A 21,669-nucleotide genomic window follows, 5' to 3' on the forward strand; every position below is an offset into this window, starting at 1 on the left:
ATAAGAGATTAATAATTTAGCCCGCCACGAAATCAATGGAAAAAGAAGTTACAATTTACGACATTGCCAAAATCTTACAGCTTTCTCCGGCAACGGTCAGCAGGGCTTTAAATGACCATCCTGCAATAAATAGTAAAACCAAGCTTTCCATTGTGACCAAAGCTGCGGAACTGGGCTATCGCTCCAACACTTTTGCGAGTAATTTAAGAAGAAAAAGTACGAGTACATTAGGTGTAATTGTCCCCAGGCTCGATAGCAGCTTTATGTCTGCTGTGCTGGCAGGGATGGAAGCTGTGGCAAACCAGGCGGGTTATAATCTGCTGATCAGTCAATCTCTGGAATCGCAAGGAAAAGAAAAAACCAATGTAAAAACCATGTACAATAGCCGGGTTGACGGCCTGTTGGTTTCCGTAGCCTATGATACCGAAGGATTTGAACATTTTGAAAATTTTGTAAAAAAGAATATTCCCGTCCTGTTTTTTGACCGGATCTTCGACCATCCCGCTTGTGCAAGTATCGTGATTGACAATGTTCAGGCTGGTTTTGAAATTACGTCGCACCTTATTGAACAGGGTTGCAGGCGGATTATGCATGTGACCGGTAATCTAAAACGCAATGTGTACTCAGGAAGATATCAGGGCTATCAGAATGCGCTGGCAAAATATGGAATTCCACTGGATGAATCGCTGATTATGGTTACTGATCTTTCACAGGAGGCCGGTGAAGCGGCAATTGAAAAACTGGCAGAAATGGATAACAAACCGGATGGCATTTTTATTGCCAACGATATCTGTGCTGTTTCATGCGTGCAGGCCCTGAAAAAACGGGGTTTCAAAATTCCCGTAGATATTGCTGTTGCAGGTTTTAACAACGACCCGGTTTCAAAGGTGATAGAACCTAACCTGACTACCATTTTTTACCCCGGCCGGGAAATGGGTGAGGTAGCGGTAAGAACAATGATTAATCATTTGAAAGGTGTGCAGAAGATTGACACAACCAATACGGTAATTTTGAAATCGGAATTGATCGTTAGAGAGTCCACGGTGAAGTAACTTTTTGACACTGAATAAACAAATTAAAAACTTTAAGAGGCAGGCGATTAAGCGATTAGGTTGAATAAGAGTTTTAAATAAAAATCCTTATTTTTGATAAAAAGCAGAAAATTATGATCGCTGTTACCGAAAAACTTTATACTCTGGAAGAATACTTTGCCTTCTGCGAAACGCATGAAGGACGGTTTGAATTTGTAAACGGAGAAATTATAGAGATGCCGGGAGAATCAGTAACTGCCAACCAGATTGCAGGAAACATTCATCGTTTTCTAGGGAATCTGCTAGAAGACGAACCTTATATATTTGTACAGAATGCGGTGAAACTTCTGGTTAAGGAACAAAAGATTTTCCGGATTCCGGACTTTTTGATCTTTCATGAGCACGGGAATAAAATCAAATATGCCACAGAACCCGTTTTGATCGTGGAGATACTTTCTGAAAGCACTGCTCATACGGATAGAACTACCAAACTTAATGAATACCGGTCACTGCCGTCCCTGCAATATTATTTGATTATTGACCAGGAAAGCTGTTTTATCCAGATTTATATCCGCCAAAATCAACTTTGGTATGTAGAATTTTATGACAAGCCGGGTGAAATAATTCCGCTTTCACATTTCGGTGTTGATCTTCCCGTCAGCACTGTTTACAAAAAAATAAAATTTCAGCCAGAGGTTTAGCTTTATCTTATTTTCCTGATAAAAATTTGCTGAGTAGAGTCCGCACTGTTTTCTGATTTCACCAAACGATTAAAAGCAACTGTTTTTCCATCCGGCGACCATACAACATTAGTAGGGGCAGGATTTGTTGAAATCGTTAACTTTTCAAAACGTTCACTGAAAGGTTTATTACCCGTTTTGCATAAAACCAAACTTCCATCCCAGATATAACTGACATGCTGCCCGTCAGGGTGCCAGCGGATATTTCCGGAAACGTCCGACTCGTGTTCTGTCAGCTGTAATGCTTTTCCGCCATTTGGTGAAATAATAAAAACCTGTTGAATTCCTTTTTGGTCATAAGCCAAAAACGCCAGCCATGAACCATCGGGCGATGATCTCACAATTCCTGTGCAGCCTGGTTTATCTGAATACGAAGTATAAGTTAATCTTCTTTGCGTTGTCCCTTTCGGAGGCATTGGAAAAGTTGTTGCGGTACCTTCCAGAGGCCCGAATTCTCCTACTTTTGTGATATCATCCGGAATATCCACAATGAAAACCTCAGGAACCTGTTTGCCGTTTTTATCAGTTACAGTTCCCAAAAATGCCCTGGCAACCTGCTGTTGGCCATTTTTAGTCACATATCCTTTTCTCCCAACCCAGCTGTCGCCGGCAGCGTGGCTGATTTCGTCGCTTCCCGGTTTAGGTTCAGGCACTACGCGGACCACCAGTGCACTGAACCATTCTCCGGAAATATTTTCACTGTTCTGATCTACCTGAACAGGTTTTATTTTTTTTGAAACCCCTATTGTGCGGAGATTCTGCTTTGTACCGGTACTGTCTTCAAGTGCTTTTAGTATGGCGTCGTTATAGGTATAGCCGATCCATTGCCCGTCACCGCTCCACTCGTGCCGGTGCGTTCCGCCGCGTAACGCGCCGGGTGTGTAAGGAAAAGTTATGTCACGGGCATCCATATAGATGGGAACGTTCGGGTGTTCATCCTCTATGATAACCCCGGTGCGTCTCCACTGCTGATAAGGATTTGTCTCTGTACTCGGTAAACCATGAATAAAAACAACTGCCTTCTTATCTACCGGACTGTAATTGACAGCACCTGCACCGGGTCCCCATATCTGATTGTTATTGATTTCAAACAGAATTTTCTTCTCTCCCGTATTAATATTGACTTTTTCAATTTTTGAAGATGCCGCAATACCGTCATCTGTTCGTGTATCGTAAACGAGCCATTGCCCGTCGGGTGAAAAGTTGTCGTTATTATCCAGGTCATGGTGATAGCTCAAATCGTGGGTAATTTGTTTTTCTTCCAAACCGGATTCTTTCTGACATGAATTCATCAATACTAAAACTGTTAAAATTGAAATAATCGCTCTCATGGGTTAGATATTACTTTCTGACCGGTGCGCTGATCACGCCCAGGTATCTTCCCATCCAATAAGGCAAAAGCCAGATATCTCCTGCACTATGTTCCGACTGTCCATTACCACCATTACGGTCCAAATTAAACATATTTCCGTTATGTCGCTGGATTGGTCTTTCATCCGGCGGCAATACCTCTTTAATGGTTTGTTTACGGAAATTTATTGGTATCAATTCAATGTCTTTTCTATGGCTGTTCTGAATTTTCCAGTCGATCAGATCCAGAGGATGCTCCTGCAGATACCAAACCGCTTCTTTCAAATCAAATTCTTCTGTTTCAGTTAAAGCAGTGAAAATATTCCAGGCACCTTCTTTTTCAGGTCTTTCGGCTTTCCAGTGGTCGATGATACTTTCTTTGTATTTTGCTTTCAAAGTGTCGTTAAATGCATATCTGTAAAGTCCCCAGTAACCTACAAAGTACATTTCGTCATCGGAATGATTCCAGCCATCGGACATGTGTTTGCTGTGTTCATCGGCGTCCTCAGGAGCCTGGCCAATGATACTCATCGGACGCATCATGTTTTCGAGATAGCCATGTTTTGTCATGAGTTCAAAAGCCTTTTCCTTATATTTTTCTTTTTTGGTAAAATGATAAGCCGTTTGCAGCATGGCAATGATGTTGGAAGAGTTCAGTTTCCTGTCTCCTACATTAACCGGAAACGCATTTACATATTCCGGATTCCATTTTCCCCACATGGTTGGTTTTCCATCAAAATCGATGAGATACATGTTGTTGCTGACAATGTGTGACATCAGCGTATCGATCAAATTAATTGCCCTGCTTTTCAAATTTGTATCATCCACAAGTTCTGCCATGGCACCGAACGCAAAAATATGACCGATTACTTCATCACTGCTGGTAGTAGATTTCCAGTCCCACTCTTTTTCCGGCGCATGTTGCCAGCGTTCGGGGTCGCCCAGCTCGCTGATATGGCCTGCACGTTCAAATGACCTTGCCGGGAAACCGGGAACAGGATTAATTGAATAGAGTCTTTCCATCGCCTCCAGTGATTCGCGGCAGTTTTGAAGCGCGGCGGAATCCTTTGTAACAGCATATCTGAAAATTTCACCTCCCAGGTACATCGAAGTCCAAAGTCCGTCATTATCCGAATCTTCCATAAACCCTGTCGAGAGATTTCCGTTGCTCATTCCGCGAAGGGTGGCATTAAAACCGTCACGGTTATGTCTCAGCCGAACCTGTTCTTCAAAGTATAAAGCCTTTTCTTCTAAAGTCATTTCTTTAAAAGCAATTTGGCCCAGACCGGCAGTTGTCAGTATTAAGACAGAATTTTCCGGCCCTTTCGAAATGTGAAGAACTTTGTTTCCCGGCAGCCAGCGTTCACCATTGTAGTAATCAAATTTTCCGTCTGCTCTCAAACTGAAAGCGCCTTCATTTGACCCAAACCATATTTTTTCGTTCACTTCTTCAACGGCTGTAATGTTGTTGACAGGCAGTCTTTTATGAATTTCACCAATCTGTTTTTTCTCGCTTAAACTATATTCGATAAACCCTTCGGTTGTTCCGATAGTAATAGTTTGATTTCTGTTAGTCAGGTCAAAAGCGGTGAAGTTGCTACCGCCTAATACTTTGGTGAGTTTGTTTTCTTTTGTATTAAAAACAGAAAGTGATTTTTTACCTAAAACCCAAAATTGACCGCCTTCTTCCTGGAAACGAATCGCAACCACTTCGTCCGCTGTTAAACTGCCGTTCCATAAAACTTTGGAATCTTTTGTAAGCTGCAGTGACTTCCCGTCGGAAATTAAAAAAGCAAAATTTTCGCCGCCTTCGAATATTTTAGCTGCAGGAAGTGTATGTCCGGAAAGTAATTTTCCCGCCCATGCATTGCTGAAAACCACCGAATCGCTCAGGTAAACAAGCTGATTTTGATACGTTCCGATGGCGGCAACTATTTTATCCTTCATAAACCGGTAATAATTATCCGGTTCTATACTTCCGTGATAAAGGAAATGACCGTTGTAAGGATGTTGTAAACCTTCTGTTGCCAAAACCTGGACAACACCATTCCGGTCAGAATATGCCTGGATGAGATTGAGTTTTGTAGTATCCGAATAGTATTTGATACTGTAATCCTGCGTGAATGGCTTGTCTTCGTGAACAGGCTGTTTAACCGAATTTTTGCTGCAGGAAAATAGTCCGGAAAGACTCAATAAAAAAAGGATTGAGAGTAATTTATGCATTGGTTAAAGGTTTAGTAACGTCAGTATTAATAGATAGAGGTAATATTTATTAGTAAAGTTTTTTGGGGTCTACCACCACATATCTGATGGATTTTTTAGTTTTTTCAGGATGGTATGAATAAGTCATGTGCAACAATCCGTCTTTGGTCTGGATCAAAGAAGGGTAGGAGTAACCGCCTTTTTTCGATTCATCATTTTCGACAAACGTTTTCCATTTCCAGGTTTTGCCTTCATCATCCGAAATGCGCAGACTAAGCTGATGCCGGCCGTTATCAATATCATTACCGAGAAAAGCCCATTTTCCATCCTGTAAAACAAGCAATTCCACACTGGCTGTATTTGGAATATCGGTTTTTTTACTTGCTGTCCAACTTTTGCCATTGTCCGCGGATTCGCTGAAATGTACACGGTTTGGTTCGTCGCCGCTATCCCGTGCATAAGCGACGAGATTCCCATTTTTGCGTTTGACGACTGCCGGCTGAATCGGTCCGCGACCTACAAGTGGAAGGCCCGGAAGCCAGCTGGTGCCGTTATCGTCGGAAATAGCCATGATCGACATATTGAAACCGTCGGAATAAAGCGGCAATACAATTTTTCCGTTTGGTAACAGTAATGGTTTAATGCGGGTCATCCAGCCGATACTCCTTTTTGTTGCATCTTTAGAAGCCTCAACAATCAACTCGTCATATTTCGGCGCGTAACCTGCCCATCCACCATTAAATTCCGGTAGGTCCTTAAATTTCAGTTCAATTTCTTCGGCAAATTTCTGATCTGGTTTGAGCAAAATATTATCCTGCCAGTTCCATACCGGAGCACCTGTTCTTCCAAAGTCGACGGAGGTTCTGAAACGTAAAATGGATTGTTCCCATAAATTGGCTTGTACTGCTATCCAAACCAGGAAAAGTTTTCCTTCTGCATTCAGGAAAAGTACAGGATTACAGTCAGGAATGTTTGGTGTGTCGGCCATCAAAAATGGCGCTGACCAGTTTTTCTCTCCTTTTTTTAATCTTGCGCCCATGATTTTCACATCATCTGCCGTACGTTCGCCGCTTCCCTGAAACCAGGCTGCCAGAAAATCACCATTGTTCAGGCTAACCAAACTGCTCCCATGAACATGTTTTTCCTGTTGGGGGAAAATAAGTGTTTGTTGTATAATGCCGGGAGACTGCGCATGTGCGGCAACGCTGATTAATAATAAGTATAAAAGCTTTTTCATTTTACTTTTGAAGATTCCGGCGATGACTAACGAACCTGATTTAGTTCTGCGAAACAGCGAGCAAACTCCATTGACTCTGCGTTAATATTAAATATTTACAAACTGTTTTTCCTCCTGGAAAAGTAGCGAAACCAGTTTTTTGTATTGGGAAAAATCCGGAATCAGTAATTGGGCACCAGCTTTAATGAGCCGTGGACGTTTGGCGGCATTGTGTCCAAACCGCTGCAGTTCATTACTGGTTATACCCACCGAAATACCGCCTGCGCGTCTGCCCTCCCTGATTTCATCCGGGCCATCACCAAACACAGCCAGTTCATTTCCGTTCAGTTGATTTTCTTTAATAATGTTTTCAATGATCATTTTTTTTGAAAACTTCGTATACTCCTTAAGCGCGCCGTAAATCCCGCCATCGAACAAGTCGGCGTAACCCAGTGCTGCTGCCTCGTTTTTTACGTCATCAACATCTGTTCCGCTTGCCAGGTACATTTTTACCCCTCTTTCTTTCAATGCATAAAGAAAAGCGACGGCACCTTTCATTGTAAAGTCGTTTTGAGAAAGTTCGCCATCAGCGAGCTTTTTCATCCGGCCGTCCACCATTTCCATCAGACCTGTATTGTAAATTTCTTTATATTGAAACTTGTTCAGGATTTTTTCTTTTGGTACAAAACCGAATTCATTTATCAGGTTTACAAGCCCTTCCATCTGGTAAATGGTTTGTATTCCGGTTGTCTTGTGAATAAATTCTTTTACCTGTACGGTCACTTTTTGAAATGTGGCCGAATCGGCAGAATCATATTGTTCGCCCAGAATGGCCTTCATCATCACAGGCTCCATTACCTCTTCCCAGCCTTGTCGCAGTGAACTGATCGTACCGTCATGATCAAAAACGGCATAGCGTATATGTCCCAGTTTTTGCAGGACATTGGTTTCACATAACTCAAATTCGGTATCAGTTAAATAAAAAGCGGCGCGTTCATTGGCTGCCAGATCGGCGTTGTAAATAAAGTCTGGTTCTCGGCTGATTTTCAAAATCTCTTCGCCTGTTGCTGTGCCGGTTGTGTACAGTTTTTGGACAGTGACTGCTGCCGCGAAATTAGCGAACGCTGCTGCTTCCGGTGGACTAACACCTGCCGCTAAACATAATGTTATAGCGCTAATGGTGGTGTCGCCCGCCCCAACGGTGTCGAGCTTTTCTTTTAATTGCAGGCCGTGGATTTCATGAGAACCTGTTTTGTCAAAAGCGATAATTCCTCTTTCTCCGCAGGTTACAAAAACGGGTTTACCGGATTTCGAAAAAATCGATTCTCCATATTTTTTAACATCCCAAAGCGGCACGATTTCGTTCTGACTAATGGTACGCCCGATCAGTGAGGCAATCTCGCGGTCATTTGCTTTGAGAAACGTATTTTTGAACCGTTCGTTAAAATGACGTGAATCAAGCATTATGATTTTATCAGGATATTTTTCAAAAAGCAGATTAGCTTTTACAATAAAAGATTCATTACTGATGCTGCCTGTTACCTGCTGGTTGAAAATCAACGCGTCATATTCAGAAAGTGCAGTTTCCACCGCTTCTAAAATAAGATCATCCGTTTCTTCACTTCTTCGGTTGCTTGGTCCAAAGTCAATTCTTGGCTCCTCCTGTCCGTCTACATGGCGTTTCAGGTAAGTATAGGTATCAAAATTGGTTTGTTGGTAAAATAGAGCTGTTGTATCTGCGCCAAGTTTTTGAAGCTGGGAGGTTAGCTCGCGACCAAACATGTCGTCACCGGCCACTCCGATCACCTTTATCTCCGCTGGTTTCAGAGCTGCCAGGTTAGCCACAACATTTCCCGCACCGCCCGGACTGTAATATTGCCGGGATACGACCTCGGTGTTCAATCCTGTTTCAATGGATACCTCTGACAGACTTTTATCCATGATCCAGTAGCAATCGAGGCAAAAATCTCCGTATACGGCAATCCTGACAGAGGATATCTTTTGAAGAATATTTTCAATATGGCTTGGTTCCATAATGGGCGAACGCTTTTGACCTTTTGTAATTTTTTCCTGCTTTTTTTCAATATATATACTCCGCAAACAAAAAGGCGGGCTATCCTGCTTTTACTGTTTTCTGCTGTATAATGAAATTGACGAACCTTTAAATTGTGCACAGGAGAGCTTTTGATGAAATGAAACTCTGGAAAAATATTTAAAACCCTTTGAAACTGAGCGAATATGACCCTTTTGCTAACTTTTTGTTACAGAATTGTTAAATAAATGACGTTTGCGCAAAATGAAGATATATTTACGCAAGTTGCGATTCTTAATTGGAAACGATCCTGTAAATTTATCATCAGAAAATCACAGCATCGCACAGAAGAAAACATTATATAGAAATTGTTCCTCAGAATTTCTAATTACATAAATAATGTTTAACAGTATTTTATAATATAAGCATTCCGATTTGCAATATATATGATCATCAGTGGATCAATTACTTGGAGGAAAATTATTTGTAATAATGAAAGATTAAAATAAATTATTCCATTTTCATGGAAGTATTAATTTGTTAAAAAGTTAACCCTGTTTTATAGATAAAACCCTTACTACTGTGGCGCATCCTGACGAAAATACCCTTACAAGAGTGACGCAAGGCGATGAAGCGGCCTTCGCAGAACTGTATAATTATTACAAGGCACCCGCTCTTCGGTTTTCAATTTCTCTTCTAAAAGATGAAGAAGAAGCAGAAAATATGATTCAGGATGTGTTCGTCAAGATCTGGATTAAGCGGACGCTTATTAAGCCCGACCATAATTTCAGTTCTTATCTATTCACCTGTTTACGAAACATGGCTTTTGATCATTTCAAAAAACTTGAAAAAAGCGAGCAGCTTCGGAAACAGTTCATGGAAGTAATGATGTCATCAGGCGATGATGAAAGAGAGGAAAAGGAAAGGCGTATCTGTATGATTCAAAATGCAGTTGATTCGCTGTCCATCAAGCGTAAACTGATTTTGAAATTAAATATTGAAGAGGGAAAATCGTATCAGGAAATTGCGGAATTTTTAAGAATATCAAAAAATACAGTCAAGAATCAACTTGTAAAAGCGAAACAGATACTTAGAGAAAAAGTAGATGTGGCCACCGCTTAATAGTGGTAAATCGTCAGAATTCACTCAACGTTATGTTAACATAAAAAACAAAAAAGGAGCTTTTGGCTCCTATTTTTGCTTTTGGCTGATGCTGGTCAAGAACCTGCTGCAATTACCAGGGCAAGTGCGATGTTTACACCGAAACCAATCCCCCAGTTTGTCCATACTTTTCGTTTCTTGATTTTTTTTGCCTTTTGGGTATAACTTGCATGGTACTCAGCCTGTCTGAAAAGCGCTTCGTCAGGGTAATCCAAATTCTTCAATTTTGGTGTTGTGGACGAACATGCTATCGCCGGAATAAGTCCGATAAGGGGTGAAAACAGACTGGCTATCAGTGTGCCTGTTGCCGCTCCGCGGTATTTCGTATAATGTCTTTCTGCATCAATCTGTCCTTTCACTGCCAGACTTTCCGTTGGAGCTGTCGTGTAAAGCTTTTGATTTTGAATAACAATTGTAGAATCAGGGGCAAAATCCTGCGCTTTTCCGGACAAAGAAATCAGGAACAAAGTGCAGACAAGAAATAACGCTTTCATAAATTAATGGAGGTAAAATGATAGATGAGTTACAGCCGAAATGTATGAAAAAAACACAATGTAACTATCCTGCCACTAAGGACTTTTGTAGAAATACTTTTGCTTTTAAATGATAACAATAAAGCATGATATTGATCAGTATTTACAATTAGGCTTAATCGTTTAATTATCTGATTGTTATCCATAAAAAAAGGAGCACATGGCTCCTTTTTTTATTCAATGTTTTTGGAATTATTTCAAATCCGCCAGCTTATCAAGATCCAGATCTCCCAAAATACTTTTCATCTGTTCCATTGTTACATTGTTGCCGTTTACATTAACAACATACCGGTCTGCAACGAGCAGGTTTAGTTCTCCTGATTTGTTTTGGCTATCGTATTTTTCAAAGGCTTTGTAACCTTCAAGACTGGTTGTCTTTTCGTATCCTGTGTCTGTTTCTTTGTCGATATCAGCCATAGTCCAGGCAGCCATTGCCATCGTTGCTACGCCCGCCACACCGCCTGTGTCCAGGATTTCAAGATGGATAGAGGCGTCGTTGTCACCTTTGTAACGGGCATCTGCTGTTGATATCGTAAAACCCATTGCCCCATTTTTTTCGCCGGAAGCTTCTGTTCTTTTAAATCCCGCTATTTCCTCGGGAAGAAGTTCTCTTAACTTCCGAAAGTCAATCGGATCAACTTTCTCGCGGGTTTGCATATCTTTCGCTTTGTCGGCAAACTGTTGCAATGCATCGGCTGCTGATTTAGTCTTATCCTGTTGTTCTTCCTCTTTTTTTCCACAGCTCAGCAGCAAAGCGCTAAATGCCAGGATTAACAAAAAATGGTTTTTCATATGAATTGTACGTTTATGTGGATTTCACCGGCAACGCAATTTACTTAAAAGTAAACCTATATATTTAACCACTTATTTAAGAGTACAGGCAGCCGTTAAGCCGTTTTCTTCAGCACGTTTTGTCGTGACTGCCAGATAAAGTACAGGCCTAAAAGAACCGCAGGAATACTCAGAATTTGTCCCATGTTCAATGCATAATTTGCTTCGAATGCCTCCTGGTTTTCTTTCAGGAATTCGTAAAGGAATCTCAGTGTAAACACCCAGACGAAAAACACACCTACCAGCAGTCCGCGGGGAGTTCTTTCTTTATATCGGTTCCATAGAGCAAGCAACACAAAGAAAAGGACAAGACAGGAGATGGATTCGTAGAGCTGTGCAGGGTGACGTGGAATTTGTTTAAATTCCGTGTTTTGCATAAAAATGAAACCCCATGGTACATCGGTTGGCCGGCCTACAATTTCGGAGTTCATTAAATTTCCAAAACGAATAAAAGAACCAGCCAATGCTACAACGATCACAATCCGGTCGGAAACCCAAAGGAACGTTTGTCCGGTAGTTTTACGGGAACGAGCATAGAGTAACAAACCGGTTATAATTCCGATGATCGCACCGTGACTTGCCAGGCCGGCGTAAGGAGGCAAAATTACTTCCAACGGATTTTTGAAGAGAATTTCAGGTTGATAAAAGAGAAAATGCCCAATTCTTGCACCCAGTACGGTTGAAATAACCATGTACAAAGTAAGCGCATCGATATCTTCAAGCGGTTTCTTCTCTTTTTTGAAAACATGGATCATCACCTGCTGACCGATCAAAAAACCAGCTGCAAAAAGCAAGCCGTACCAGCGAACCGGGAACGGCCCGTAGCCGGCGATTTCAGGTATGGTAAAAATTTCGGGATTAGCATCCCACAAAATATAGGAAATCATGTGTTTATGATGTTAATTGGCAAAAGGGCTCTGGTAGTTTATTATTTTACAAAGATGAAGTAAAATTTGCTCTTAGGTTCAGCTGGTCAGTTTTATTACTGAATTTAGGAGAACTTTTAAGTCACTAAGGCAATGGTTATTGCTGATACAAGGGAAAACATGAAATTTTTACTCATAGGACTGGTTCGCATTTATCAGGGAGTGCTTTCGCCTTACCTGCCAAATTCCTGCCGGTATACACCTACCTGTTCGCAATATATGATCGAGGCGGTGCAGAAACACGGAGCATTCAAAGGTGGCTGGATGGGACTGAAACGATTTTCCAGATGCCATCCATGGGGAGGCCATGGCCACGATCCCGTTCCCTGATTTAGCCAATTGCAACCTTTCTCAAAATCGAATCAATAATTGAAATCGTACGAACATTGTCCGCTTCCGCTTCATAATTGAGCAGAATACGGTGATTCATGATGTCCGGAGCCAGTTCTTTGATGTCTTCGGGCAACACGTAATCTCTTCCTTCCAGATAAGCCAGCGCCTTTGCAGCACGGTTCAGATAAATGGTCGCACGTGGTGAAACGCCAAACTGAATGTAACGCGCTTCGTCCCGTAAACCATATTCCAGCGGGCGTCTTGTTGCAAAAACCAATTCAATAATGTAGCGTTCCAGCGTATCGGAAATATTTACCTTATTGACATTATCACGGATTGCAAAAATATCTTCCTTGTTCAGGATCGGTTTAATTTTATAATCGTAGTTGATGTCAGACATCCTTCTCATTACTTCCAGCTCTTGCTGTCTGTCGAGGTAATCGACGTAAACTTTCATCATAAAACGGTCGATCTGAGCCTCAGGAAGCGGATATGTTCCTTCCTGTTCAACCGGATTTTGTGTTGCGAGTACAATGAAAGGCCGATCGAGCAGGTAGGTTTCGTCTCCAATGGTAACCTGTCTTTCCTGCATAGCCTCCAACAAGGCCGACTGTACTTTTGCAGGAGAGCGGTTTACTTCATCGGCAAGAATGATATTGGAAAAAATAGGCCCTTTCTTGACTTCATAGTCACCGATCTTCGGTTTGTAGATCATCGTGCCAATCAAATCTGCCGGAAGCAGATCGGGTGTGAACTGGATACGTTTGAAGTCAAGATGCAAAACCTTGGCCATCGAATTGATTGTCAGTGTTTTTGCCAGGCCGGGAACGCCTTCCAGCAGAATATGGCCGCCTGTAAAAAGCCCGATCAGCAGCCGGTTAAGCAGTTTGTCCTGACCGACAACGACTTTACCCAGTTCATTAAGAACATCTTTTATTTTTTCTAAATACATTTTGTTCTGTTTAGGCAGAATTTAAAAAGACGAGTTTCGAAAGGCCGGGAATTTATTTAACCCAAATGGCTCTTACAAAACGGTCTTTTCCATGAATATCACGCAGAATTTCTACGTTTTTATATTCTCTTTCTTCAAATACTTTTTTTGTTTCCGCGCCAAAATGCTCGTTAATTTCGACGTAACACTTTCCTGCGGGTTTTAAATGGTGTTTCCCAAAATCAGCAATTGCTTTATAAAACAGTAACGGATCACTGTCTTCTACAAACAAAGCTTCGTGCGGTTCAAAGCGAAGTACGTTGGGACGCATGTGTTCTGCTTCGGAATAGGTAACATAAGGGGGATTGCTTACCAGGCAGTCAAACTGAATGATGTCTCCCGGAAGCGGGAATGTTACGTTAAGCATATCTTGTTTTGCAAATTGAACATCTGCAATAAGCTGACGGGCATTTTCACGGGCAACTTCCAGCGCTTCGTCGGACACGTCCCAGGCATGCACGGTAACATGCGGAAGAAAACGTGCCAGTACGATGGCAATACAGCCGCTGCCTGTTCCGATGTCAAGAATAGAAATATTTTTATCAGGTTCCGCATAGTCGCGGGTAACCATTTGTACCAATTCTTCTGTTTCCGGACGTGGTATGAGTACGGAAGACGAAACCCGGAATTCCAGGCCGCAGAATTCTGTCGATCCGATAATATGCTGAACGGGTTCGTTGTTGTTCAATCGGGAGATAATGGAAAGCCAGTCGGGTTGCGCTGATGTTTCCGGAATGGGCCTGTCGACCAAAACATCGATATTTCTCAACCGCATGTAATGCTCCAATAACATGAACGTAATTGCCTGCGCTTCTTTATCCGGATATACTTTTATGCCACTTACAATATTCTGATATAGCTGACGTGCCGAAGTCATTTTGTCTGAGTTTTTATTCTAATGTCGGAAAGTTAGCAAATTATAAGAAGACCCGAAACTTGAGTTTTAAAGGAGGTTTGTATTTTTACCGTATGAACTCAGATATTCAGTGGATGCAGCGGGCTTTGAAGCTTGCAGAATATGGCCGCGGGAGCGTCAGTCCTAACCCGATGGTGGGTTGTGTGATCGTACATCAGGATAAAATTATAGGCGAAGGCTGGCACCGGTATTACGGCGGTCCGCATGCGGAAGTACGCGCTGTTGAAGATGCCGAAAAACGTGGAAATGGTGCATTACTCCCGGAATCTACGGTTTATGTTACCTTGGAGCCCTGTTCGCATACGGGTAAAACCCCTCCCTGCGCCGATTTGCTGATCCGGAAAAATGTGAAACGCGTTGTGGTTTGTAACGGTGACCCCAATCCGCTTGTGTCCGGCAACGGAATCAGGAAAATGCAGGATGCGGGGATTAAGGTGGATCTTGATGTGCTCAGCAGCCAGGGATATGAGTTGAACAAAAGGTTTTTTACAGGTTTTAAACAAAACAGACCTTATATTATTTTAAAATGGGCAGAGACATCGGATGGATTTTTAGGGCATGAGAATGGTTCGCCGGTGGCTATCAGCAGTGAATTTTCCAATATGCGTGTTCATAAATGGCGAAGTGAGGAAGATGCTATTCTGGTCGGTTTTAACACGGCGCTTGTGGATAATCCAAAACTGAATGTACGTAAGTGGGTGGGAAAAGATCCCGTCCGGGTTATCCTGGATAGAAATCTGATTTTACCTGAAACGCTTCATGTATTTGATAACCGGCAGCCAACAGTCATTGTGAATTATAAACAGCAATCCGACTTACCTGCTGAGCCCGAACGTTACGCCGATACTTCTTCAGTTGCTTACACTCAGGTAAATCCGGCTGCTGACGAAATCCAGCAGTTACTTTATAAGTTAAATCAGCGGAAAATACAATCGGTGTTTGTGGAAGGCGGACCGGCGGTTCTTACTTCATTTATCAAAACCGGATTATGGGATGAAATCCGCAGATGCCAGAGTACAAAAATATTGGGAGAAGGTATCAAGGCACCTGCTCCCGGAGGAATATTAACCGGTTCTGAAAAGATTCAGGACGATCTTTGGACTTATTATAAAAACATTTAAATGCTCCACATATCTTCCTCGCTTGTCCAGATATCCCATGCTTTTTCTGCCTGTAATTCAAGCATTTTCAGCCCGTTTTGCAAAACAGCACCCTTTTCAGCACCGTTTTTCAAAAACGTGGTTTCGGCAGGATTATAAACCAGATCGTACAGGTAATGCTGTTTGGTCACAAATTGAAAAGGAATCGACGGACAGCCTTCAACATTCGGGAAAGTGCCTAACGGGGTAGTATTAATTATTAAGCGATACGCATTCATCACTTCTTCCGTAAGATCTTCATAAAGCAAAGTATCATCACCTTCTTTCCGGGAAACTAGCTTGTATTCTACATGAAGATCCTGCAAAGCTACCTGCACCGCCTTTGCTGCACCACCGTTACCCAAAACGAGCGCTTTAAAATTGCTGCATGATTCTCCTCTGCGGTCGAGCCATTCGGTTAGTGACTGGCGAAAACCGTAGTAATCAGTATTGAATCCTTTGGTACTGCCATCGGCAAAAATCTTAATTGTATTCACTGCGCCGATCCTTTCTGCCGAAGAATCGTCCAGATCATCCAGTAAAGCGATCACCTCTTTTTTGAAGGGTATGGTTACGTTTAAGCCGCGCAGACCTCCTGTATTTTTTAATAAATCCGGTAATCCTTCCAGTGTTTGCATCTCATAAAGATCATAACTGCTTTCCTTAATTCCTTCACGGTTAAATTTATCTGTGAAGTAACGTTTTGAAAATGAATGTGTGAGCGGGAAACCAATTAAGCCGTATAAGTCCATAGCAGTGACGACCTTAGTCGTAGGAAGATCTTTGTATTTATGTAATTAATTTCCTTAATGCAGAAAAAATCTGTAATTTTTTCTCATAATCAGAGCGGCGAAGTTACTGCAGGTGTTATGGAATTACAAGTTTTAGCAGGAGATCGGACCTGTTTTAATGTCACAGGTATGAATGCAACGACACTTGGATATGGAAGTGTGTGATCCCGCATGGAATTTATCATTCACAGATTAGGCCGGTTGTATTTGTTGAAGTGAATACAGGCCTGCAAAAACAGGTATTTAACGTATTAAAGGAATAATTTACTCCGTTTTTTTGGTGATATGCAGCAGATTGGATCGTTAAACCGTATCAGGAAGTATAACCTGTGCCAAAAAGTTGAGATGAAAAACATTAATTTGCTGTTCAGTTACCAATAGTATTTTAAAAGATTATGATTCATAGATTAACAATCCTTTTTTATCTTTTTACCCTCTCCCTTTTACATGCCCAAACCAGCAATCGTCAGCCGGCGGCGATTATTTTAGACACAGATATTGGTCCCGACTATGATGACGTGGGTGCGATGGCGGTTATGCATGCGCTGGCCGATCGCGGGGAAGTCAGGCCGCTTGCTGTAATTTCATCAAATAAAAATGAACTGGTTGTCCCGACAATTGAAATTATAAACACTTGGTTTGGAAGACCGGAACTGCCTACCGGAGCTCCAAAAGGAGTGGGTGCCAGCAATGGTGCCAGCCAGAAATGGCCGGAAATGCTGGTTGAAAAATATCCTCATAAAATTGCAAAAACATCAGATGCACCTGATGCCATAGAAACCTACCGGCGTGTTTTATCAACCCAGCCGGATCAGAGTGTAACCATTGTAACGGTAGGATTTTTGACTAATCTGAGCAACCTTCTGGATTCGAAACCAGATAAGATTTCTTTACTTTCCGGAACGGATCTGGTAAAACGTAAAGTTAAACAACTGGTTTCAATGGCCGGCGCATTTCCTCAGGGGCGGGAATACAATGTACTGGTCGATTCTGTGGCTTCTGAAAAAGTTTTTTCAAAATGGCCCACACCAATCATTTTTAGTGGTTTCGAAATTGGGAAAGAAATAAAAACAGGGCTGAAAGTAATTGTTAATGAAAAACTGGACAGTCCGGTTAAGGATGTTTATGCCTGGGCTATGCCAAAAAGTAAAGATGATGCACAGGGAAGAATGAGCTGGGATCAAACCGCAGTACTGGTAGCAGTTCGCGGTGTTATGCCTTATTTTAGTCTTAAAAGAGGTAGGATCATTATCGAAGGCGGCAACAATAAATGGGCAGACGATCCGATGGGACCACATGCTTATCTAACAGAAGCCATGCCCTTTAGCCAGGTAACTGCTTTAATCGAAGGTTTGATGATGTGGGAGGGAAAAAGATAGGTGCTTCAAAGCTTTATAAATATTCTTTTTTTGTAAAGAACCCAGGCAGGTATAAAGTTTATCGCAACGAAAAGTAAAGCGTAAAGCCAGCTCGCCAGCCTGGGTTCAAATCCAGTATTGATCAGTCCGTCTACAAAATGCTGATTTAATGTTTTGTCACCGAACGAACTGATATAAAAAACCAGCGCCAGAACATCTGCCAGTACATAGGCTGTGATCGCATTTGCTCCAAAAACAATTCCCATTTTTGTCCAGCCTTTTTTACTAAGAATATCCACGATAAAGTAAAGCGCGCCGAGAAACATGGAGGCAAAGCCGGAGGTTACCAGTACAAAAGAACTGGTCCATAAATTTTCGTTCACCGGAAAAATCAATCCCCAGAAATAGCCCAGGGCAGTCACGGACAGTCCGGTCGCCATTAGATAATTTACCTTTTCATTTGGGGTGATTTTGCTTAATAATAGCCGTCCCGCAAGCATTCCGGTTATTCCTGAAACAATGGAAGGAAATGTGCTTAATATTCCTTCCGGGTCCCAGTTGCCCTGCCACATCTTTCCGGGAAGATACTGCTGATCAATCCAGGCTGCCAGATTAATGCCTGGTTCAAGAACAACTGCACCAACTCCGGGTGTTGGTATCAGCGTCATCGCAAGCCAATATAAAACAAGTATGACTGCTCCTGCAACAGCTTGTTGTTTCCAGGTTGTGTTTAAAAATAGCACGGCGCAGCACAAAAAGACAATTGCGATCCTGTGCAGTGTGCCGGTGTAGCGCAAATCTGAAAAATCGAAATATGGTATCATGTTCAGGAACATTCCGACTGAAAGGATTTTCAGAGAACGGATAACGATCTTTTTATAAAGGTCTGTTTTCGGGCTGTTTTCCTGTAATCTTTTGGTGTACGCAAAAGCGATGGACACGCCGACGATAAACAAAAAAGTAGGTGCAATGAGATCCGTAAAAGTCAGCCCGTTCCATTTCGTGTGCCGGAGTGTTGGAAATACGTATTCCTCGCTGCCCGGAAAATTTACCATAATCATCGCTGCAATGGTAAAGCCACGCATGGTGTCCAGCGAAATCAGGCGGGAAGGTGCTTCTGAGGAGGTATTCATTTTTCTCTGTTTTGATTAAATACCTTAATTTTTAATTTACAGGCTATTTTGAATGGTCAGATGTAGCTGATTTTAGTTTTATAATCAGCTACATCTATACTTTTCACTACACATTTAGCTAATTAAAAATCCGGATTTTACCTATTTTTCGAATCAATTTGCGTCGAAAAATAGTATGTTTTTCCCGGTTACCAGTATTAAAGACAAAGCTCGCAGGAATGTATTTTAAATCAAGAATACAAACCACAGCAGGATTTTGGCAATCGTTTTAGTCTGATGTAAAGTTTTAGGGACTGGCAACGGGCAAAATCGATAAATTGCCTGGTATTTAAAATCCATCAAAAATTCATTATGAAGAAATCGGTTCTGTTTATTATTACCTCCTTGCTCATGCTGGCCGGCTGCGGCAAATCAGGGAAAATTTCGAAGGAGGGAGCTCAAAAAATTGGTGTTTCCTGGAAACTGGTCAGCAATTTTATTCAACCTGCAAATAGTTTTGAAGCAAAATTTACCCTAAAAAACGGAAGTGACTTTACTTTGAACGGAAGTAACTGGGCCATGTTTTTCAACATGTCGCCCCGCCCGATTCATTCCAATAAAACACCTCAGCCAGCGGTTGTCGAACATATTAACGGCGACTGGTACAAGATGGTGGCTTCAAAGGATTTTAAATTAAATCCGGGAGATTCTATTGTTATAAATTATACAGGAACAGAAGGAATTATTAAAGAAACAGATGCGCCGCTTGGCCTATATTTTGTTTTTTATGATGAAGATGGAAAGGAAAAAGATATTGTTGAGGTTGCGGATTATACTATCGAGCCTTTCACCACAAAAGAACAGATACTGAGAGGTAAAAATGATCTTTACCAGGTTCCTACTGCCGAAACGCGGTACCAAACCAATCTCGCTTTTACAAAACTTGGCGCGGAGCAGCTGTTGAAAATTATTCCAACGCCGGTTAAAATGACTTCCTACGAAGGAGCAATTACCTTATCAAACAGGAACCAGATCTTTTACGAAGAAGGGCTTGAAAAGGAAACAGGTTATTTGATATCCAAACTTAAAACACTGACAGGTCAGGAGTTCCCAATGCAGAAAGGAATTCCTGCTCCGGGTTCTGCTGAGCCGATTTTTATCCTGAAAAAAGGTGCGGTTAACGTGAGCGGTAAAAGTAAGGAAGCCTATACTTTGGGTGTTGATGCAAAGGGAGTTACCATCACAGGCGGAGATGCGGCCGGTGTTTTTTATGGTATCCAAAGTCTTTTACAACTCATTCCAACAGAAAATTACCAACGACCTGACAACTCTGTCACGTTGGGTTATGTACAGGTCCAGGATGCTCCTCGTTTTCATTTCAGAAGTTTGCATCTGGACGTAAGCCGAAACTTCCAGACAAAGGAATCGCTTAAACGCGTTTTGGATTTGCTTGCGTCTTATAAGGTCAATCATTTTCTTTTTTATACTACGGAAGATGAAGGATGGCGGGTAGAAATTGATGGCTTGCCCGAGCTTACGCAGGTTGGTGCACAGCGGCATCATACTTCGGGCATGAATACTTCCACTTTGCATCCGGCTTATGGTTCCGGTCCTTTTGCAAATGCTAAGGATAAATATGGAAGCGGATTTTATACCAAAGCAGATTTTATCGAAATCCTGAAATATGCGGATGAAAGACATATTAAAGTAATTCCTGAACTCAACTTCCCGGGTCATGCACTGGCGGCGATCAAATCCATGGAAGCGCGTTATGAGCGACTGATGAAGGAAGGAAAAGAAAAAGAAGCGAATGAATATCGGTTGATCGATCCGGAGGATAAGTCGGAATATCTGTCGGCACAGGCTTATAAAAACAACGTTGTGAGTGTTGCCAGGGAATCAACCTATCATTTTTTTGAAAAGGTCGTGGATGAAATGGCGAAAATGTACAAACAGGCTGGCCTGACCATGGATACGTTTCACACCGGTGGTGATGAGGTTGCCGAAGGTGCCTGGACCAAATCGCCGATGGCAACAAAGTTATTAAAAGAAGACCCGTCAATAGGGGGTGCTAAAAACCTTCAGGCTTATTTTTTCCGGAAACTATTACCAAGACTTGAAAAGCGTAACCTGAAAGTACATGGCTGGGAAGAAGTAGCATTGACCAAAACACCGGCAGGTGCATATAATGTCAATCCTGAGTTTGTAGGACATCCGGTAGTTCCTTACATCTGGAACAATGTTTTCGATGTTGATCTTGGAAACCGCCTGGCCAATGCCGGTTATGAGGTTGTGCTCTGTAATGTGACAAACTTTTACTTTGATATGTCCTACAACAATGATCCTAAAGAGCCGGGATTGTATTGGGCAGGTTTTGTAGACACACGCGACAACTGGGCTTTTGCGCCATTTAATATGTTCCGTACAACGGAAGAAACGGCAATGGGCAAGCCAATGAAAGAAGAATTTGTCGGGAAACAGATTTTAAAACCGGAAGCACGAAAGAATATTTTGGGTATTGAAGCGCAGTTGTGGTGCGAAACCATCAAAGGACGTGACATGATGGAATATTCAATTTTGCCAAAACTGATGGGTTTTGCAGAAAGCGCCTGGTCACCGGAACGTCCCTGGGAAAACGTGGCCGATCAGGTTTCAAGAAATAAGATGATTGCAGAAGGCTGGAACATATTTGCGAATACCATTGCCCAGAGAAATTTGCCAAGGTTGAAATATATGAACGGTGGCTATAATTACAGATTACCCATGCCGGGTGCTGTTGTGGAAAATGGGTTGCTGAAAGCAAACACCGACCTCCCGGGTCTTGCCATCCGTTACACCACTGATGGTTCGGAACCGACAACAAAATCGGCGTTATTTGAAAATCCTGTAAAAGTTTCCGGAATAGTAAAACTGAAAGCATTTGACAGCGCCGGCAGCGGAAGCCGGACAAGTATTGTAACTGCAAAATAAATTAGTAAACCTTCTCTTGATCTCTGCCTTCCTGCAA

At 42.1% G+C, this 21,669-nt stretch carries 18 protein-coding genes; 7 read left to right on the top strand and 11 right to left on the bottom strand.

Annotated features, from left to right (window positions below):
• Positions 1-35 precede the first annotated feature (35 nt).
• On the top strand, positions 36-1,052 hold the full coding sequence (locus tag E0F88_RS24810) for a LacI family DNA-binding transcriptional regulator (RefSeq protein ID WP_131960983.1): 1,017 nt from the start codon (positions 36-38) through the stop codon (positions 1,050-1,052).
• A 113-nt stretch (positions 1,053-1,165) separates the two neighbouring features.
• Entirely contained in the window at positions 1,166-1,732 is a 567-nt protein-coding gene (locus E0F88_RS24815; protein WP_131960984.1) for a Uma2 family endonuclease, read from the top strand.
• Positions 1,733-1,734: 2 nt separating this feature from the next.
• On the opposite strand, the gene E0F88_RS24820 is transcribed toward E0F88_RS24815, so the two are convergent.
• From E0F88_RS24820 to E0F88_RS24835, 4 genes are all read right to left on the bottom strand, one after another.
• Complete coding sequence (locus E0F88_RS24820; RefSeq protein ID WP_131960985.1) at positions 1,735-3,063, bottom strand: DUF3748 domain-containing protein; 1,329 nt, start codon at positions 3,061-3,063, stop codon at positions 1,735-1,737.
• Positions 3,064-3,112: 49 nt separating this feature from the next.
• On the bottom strand, positions 3,113-5,344 hold the full coding sequence (locus E0F88_RS24825; RefSeq protein WP_131960986.1) for a hypothetical protein: 2,232 nt from the start codon (positions 5,342-5,344) through the stop codon (positions 3,113-3,115).
• Positions 5,345-5,393: 49 nt separating this feature from the next.
• Positions 5,394-6,560, bottom strand: coding sequence for a sialidase family protein (locus tag E0F88_RS24830; protein ID WP_131960987.1), 1,167 nt, complete (start codon positions 6,558-6,560; stop codon positions 5,394-5,396).
• An 87-nt stretch (positions 6,561-6,647) separates the two neighbouring features.
• Positions 6,648-8,573 (bottom strand): PfkB family carbohydrate kinase, encoded by a 1,926-nt coding sequence (locus E0F88_RS24835; RefSeq protein ID WP_131960988.1) that lies wholly within the window; start codon positions 8,571-8,573, stop codon positions 6,648-6,650.
• 580 nt (positions 8,574-9,153) lie between these two features.
• On the opposite strand from E0F88_RS24835, the gene E0F88_RS24840 reads away from it, so the two are divergent.
• Positions 9,154-9,693, top strand: coding sequence for an RNA polymerase sigma factor (locus E0F88_RS24840; protein WP_131960989.1), 540 nt, complete (start codon positions 9,154-9,156; stop codon positions 9,691-9,693).
• Between the two features lie 95 nt (positions 9,694-9,788).
• Here E0F88_RS24840 and E0F88_RS24845 read toward each other — a convergent pair whose 3' ends face one another.
• The 3 genes from E0F88_RS24845 to lgt form a co-directional block, all read right to left on the bottom strand.
• A complete protein-coding gene (locus E0F88_RS24845) occupies positions 9,789-10,226 on the bottom strand; it encodes a hypothetical protein (RefSeq protein ID WP_131960990.1) in 438 nt (145 codons plus the stop codon).
• Positions 10,227-10,457: 231 nt separating this feature from the next.
• Positions 10,458-11,057 (bottom strand): hypothetical protein, encoded by a 600-nt coding sequence (locus E0F88_RS24850; RefSeq protein WP_131960991.1) that lies wholly within the window; start codon positions 11,055-11,057, stop codon positions 10,458-10,460.
• Between the two features lie 95 nt (positions 11,058-11,152).
• Entirely contained in the window at positions 11,153-11,983 is an 831-nt protein-coding gene (gene lgt / locus E0F88_RS24855; protein WP_131960992.1) for a prolipoprotein diacylglyceryl transferase, read from the bottom strand.
• Positions 11,984-12,142: 159 nt separating this feature from the next.
• Between lgt and yidD the strand changes: the two genes are divergently transcribed.
• Entirely contained in the window at positions 12,143-12,352 is a 210-nt protein-coding gene (gene yidD, locus E0F88_RS24860; RefSeq protein WP_220466376.1) for a membrane protein insertion efficiency factor YidD, read from the top strand.
• Position 12,353: 1 nt separating this feature from the next.
• Here yidD and E0F88_RS24865 read toward each other — a convergent pair whose 3' ends face one another.
• Entirely contained in the window at positions 12,354-13,307 is a 954-nt protein-coding gene (locus E0F88_RS24865) for an AAA family ATPase (RefSeq protein ID WP_131960994.1), read from the bottom strand.
• 52 nt (positions 13,308-13,359) lie between these two features.
• Positions 13,360-14,223, bottom strand: coding sequence for a peptide chain release factor N(5)-glutamine methyltransferase (gene prmC / locus E0F88_RS24870; RefSeq protein WP_131960995.1), 864 nt, complete (start codon positions 14,221-14,223; stop codon positions 13,360-13,362).
• Between the two features lie 92 nt (positions 14,224-14,315).
• Between prmC and ribD the strand changes: the two genes are divergently transcribed.
• On the top strand, positions 14,316-15,383 hold the full coding sequence (gene ribD, locus E0F88_RS24875; RefSeq protein WP_131960996.1) for a bifunctional diaminohydroxyphosphoribosylaminopyrimidine deaminase/5-amino-6-(5-phosphoribosylamino)uracil reductase RibD: 1,068 nt from the start codon (positions 14,316-14,318) through the stop codon (positions 15,381-15,383).
• On the opposite strand, the gene E0F88_RS24880 is transcribed toward ribD, so the two are convergent.
• Positions 15,380-16,153, bottom strand: a complete 774-nt coding sequence (locus E0F88_RS24880; protein WP_131960997.1) for a shikimate dehydrogenase family protein — start codon at positions 16,151-16,153, stop codon at positions 15,380-15,382. The two genes, ribD and E0F88_RS24880, sit on opposite strands and share 4 nt — an antisense overlap.
• A gap of 434 nt (positions 16,154-16,587) precedes the next feature.
• Here E0F88_RS24880 and E0F88_RS24885 point away from each other — a divergent pair, with 434 nt between their 5' ends.
• Positions 16,588-17,571, top strand: coding sequence for a nucleoside hydrolase (locus E0F88_RS24885; RefSeq protein WP_220466377.1), 984 nt, complete (start codon positions 16,588-16,590; stop codon positions 17,569-17,571).
• Positions 17,572-17,576: 5 nt separating this feature from the next.
• Here the strand turns inward: E0F88_RS24885 and E0F88_RS24890 are convergent, their stop codons facing one another.
• Positions 17,577-18,683: an acyltransferase family protein gene (locus E0F88_RS24890; protein WP_131960998.1), complete on the bottom strand. Its 1,107-nt coding sequence runs from the start codon at positions 18,681-18,683 to the stop codon at positions 17,577-17,579.
• A gap of 351 nt (positions 18,684-19,034) precedes the next feature.
• Here E0F88_RS24890 and E0F88_RS24895 point away from each other — a divergent pair, with 351 nt between their 5' ends.
• On the top strand, positions 19,035-21,632 hold the full coding sequence (locus tag E0F88_RS24895; RefSeq protein ID WP_131960999.1) for a family 20 glycosylhydrolase: 2,598 nt from the start codon (positions 19,035-19,037) through the stop codon (positions 21,630-21,632).
• The last annotated feature ends 37 nt before the right edge of the window (positions 21,633-21,669 follow it).

The sequence above is a fragment of the Dyadobacter psychrotolerans genome (assembly GCF_004349265.1).
GTDB classification, from domain to species: Bacteria; Bacteroidota; Bacteroidia; order Cytophagales; family Spirosomataceae; genus Dyadobacter; species Dyadobacter psychrotolerans.

Excerpts from the sequence above, each read along its gene's own strand:
- E0F88_RS24810 (WP_131960983.1), top strand. The coding sequence starts at position 36 with ATGGAAAAAGAAGTTACAATTTACGACATTGCCAAAATCTTACAGCTT.
- E0F88_RS24815 (WP_131960984.1), top strand. The coding sequence starts at position 1,166 with ATGATCGCTGTTACCGAAAAACTTTATACTCTGGAAGAATACTTTGCC.
- E0F88_RS24820 (WP_131960985.1), bottom strand. The coding sequence starts at position 3,063 with ATGAATTCATGTCAGAAAGAATCCGGTTTGGAAGAAAAACAAATTACC.
- E0F88_RS24825 (WP_131960986.1), bottom strand. The coding sequence starts at position 5,344 with ATGCATAAATTACTCTCAATCCTTTTTTTATTGAGTCTTTCCGGACTA.
- E0F88_RS24830 (WP_131960987.1), bottom strand. The coding sequence starts at position 6,560 with ATGAAAAAGCTTTTATACTTATTATTAATCAGCGTTGCCGCACATGCG.
- E0F88_RS24835 (WP_131960988.1), bottom strand. The coding sequence starts at position 8,573 with ATGGAACCAAGCCATATTGAAAATATTCTTCAAAAGATATCCTCTGTC.
- E0F88_RS24845 (WP_131960990.1), bottom strand. The coding sequence starts at position 10,226 with ATGAAAGCGTTATTTCTTGTCTGCACTTTGTTCCTGATTTCTTTGTCC.
- E0F88_RS24850 (WP_131960991.1), bottom strand. The coding sequence starts at position 11,057 with ATGAAAAACCATTTTTTGTTAATCCTGGCATTTAGCGCTTTGCTGCTG.
- lgt (WP_131960992.1), bottom strand. The coding sequence starts at position 11,983 with ATGATTTCCTATATTTTGTGGGATGCTAATCCCGAAATTTTTACCATA.
- yidD (WP_220466376.1), top strand. The coding sequence starts at position 12,143 with ATGAAATTTTTACTCATAGGACTGGTTCGCATTTATCAGGGAGTGCTT.
- E0F88_RS24865 (WP_131960994.1), bottom strand. The coding sequence starts at position 13,307 with ATGTATTTAGAAAAAATAAAAGATGTTCTTAATGAACTGGGTAAAGTC.
- prmC (WP_131960995.1), bottom strand. The coding sequence starts at position 14,223 with ATGACTTCGGCACGTCAGCTATATCAGAATATTGTAAGTGGCATAAAA.
- ribD (WP_131960996.1), top strand. The coding sequence starts at position 14,316 with ATGAACTCAGATATTCAGTGGATGCAGCGGGCTTTGAAGCTTGCAGAA.
- E0F88_RS24880 (WP_131960997.1), bottom strand. The coding sequence starts at position 16,153 with ATGGACTTATACGGCTTAATTGGTTTCCCGCTCACACATTCATTTTCA.
- E0F88_RS24885 (WP_220466377.1), top strand. The coding sequence starts at position 16,588 with ATGATTCATAGATTAACAATCCTTTTTTATCTTTTTACCCTCTCCCTT.
- E0F88_RS24890 (WP_131960998.1), bottom strand. The coding sequence starts at position 18,683 with ATGAATACCTCCTCAGAAGCACCTTCCCGCCTGATTTCGCTGGACACC.
- E0F88_RS24895 (WP_131960999.1), top strand. The coding sequence starts at position 19,035 with ATGAAGAAATCGGTTCTGTTTATTATTACCTCCTTGCTCATGCTGGCC.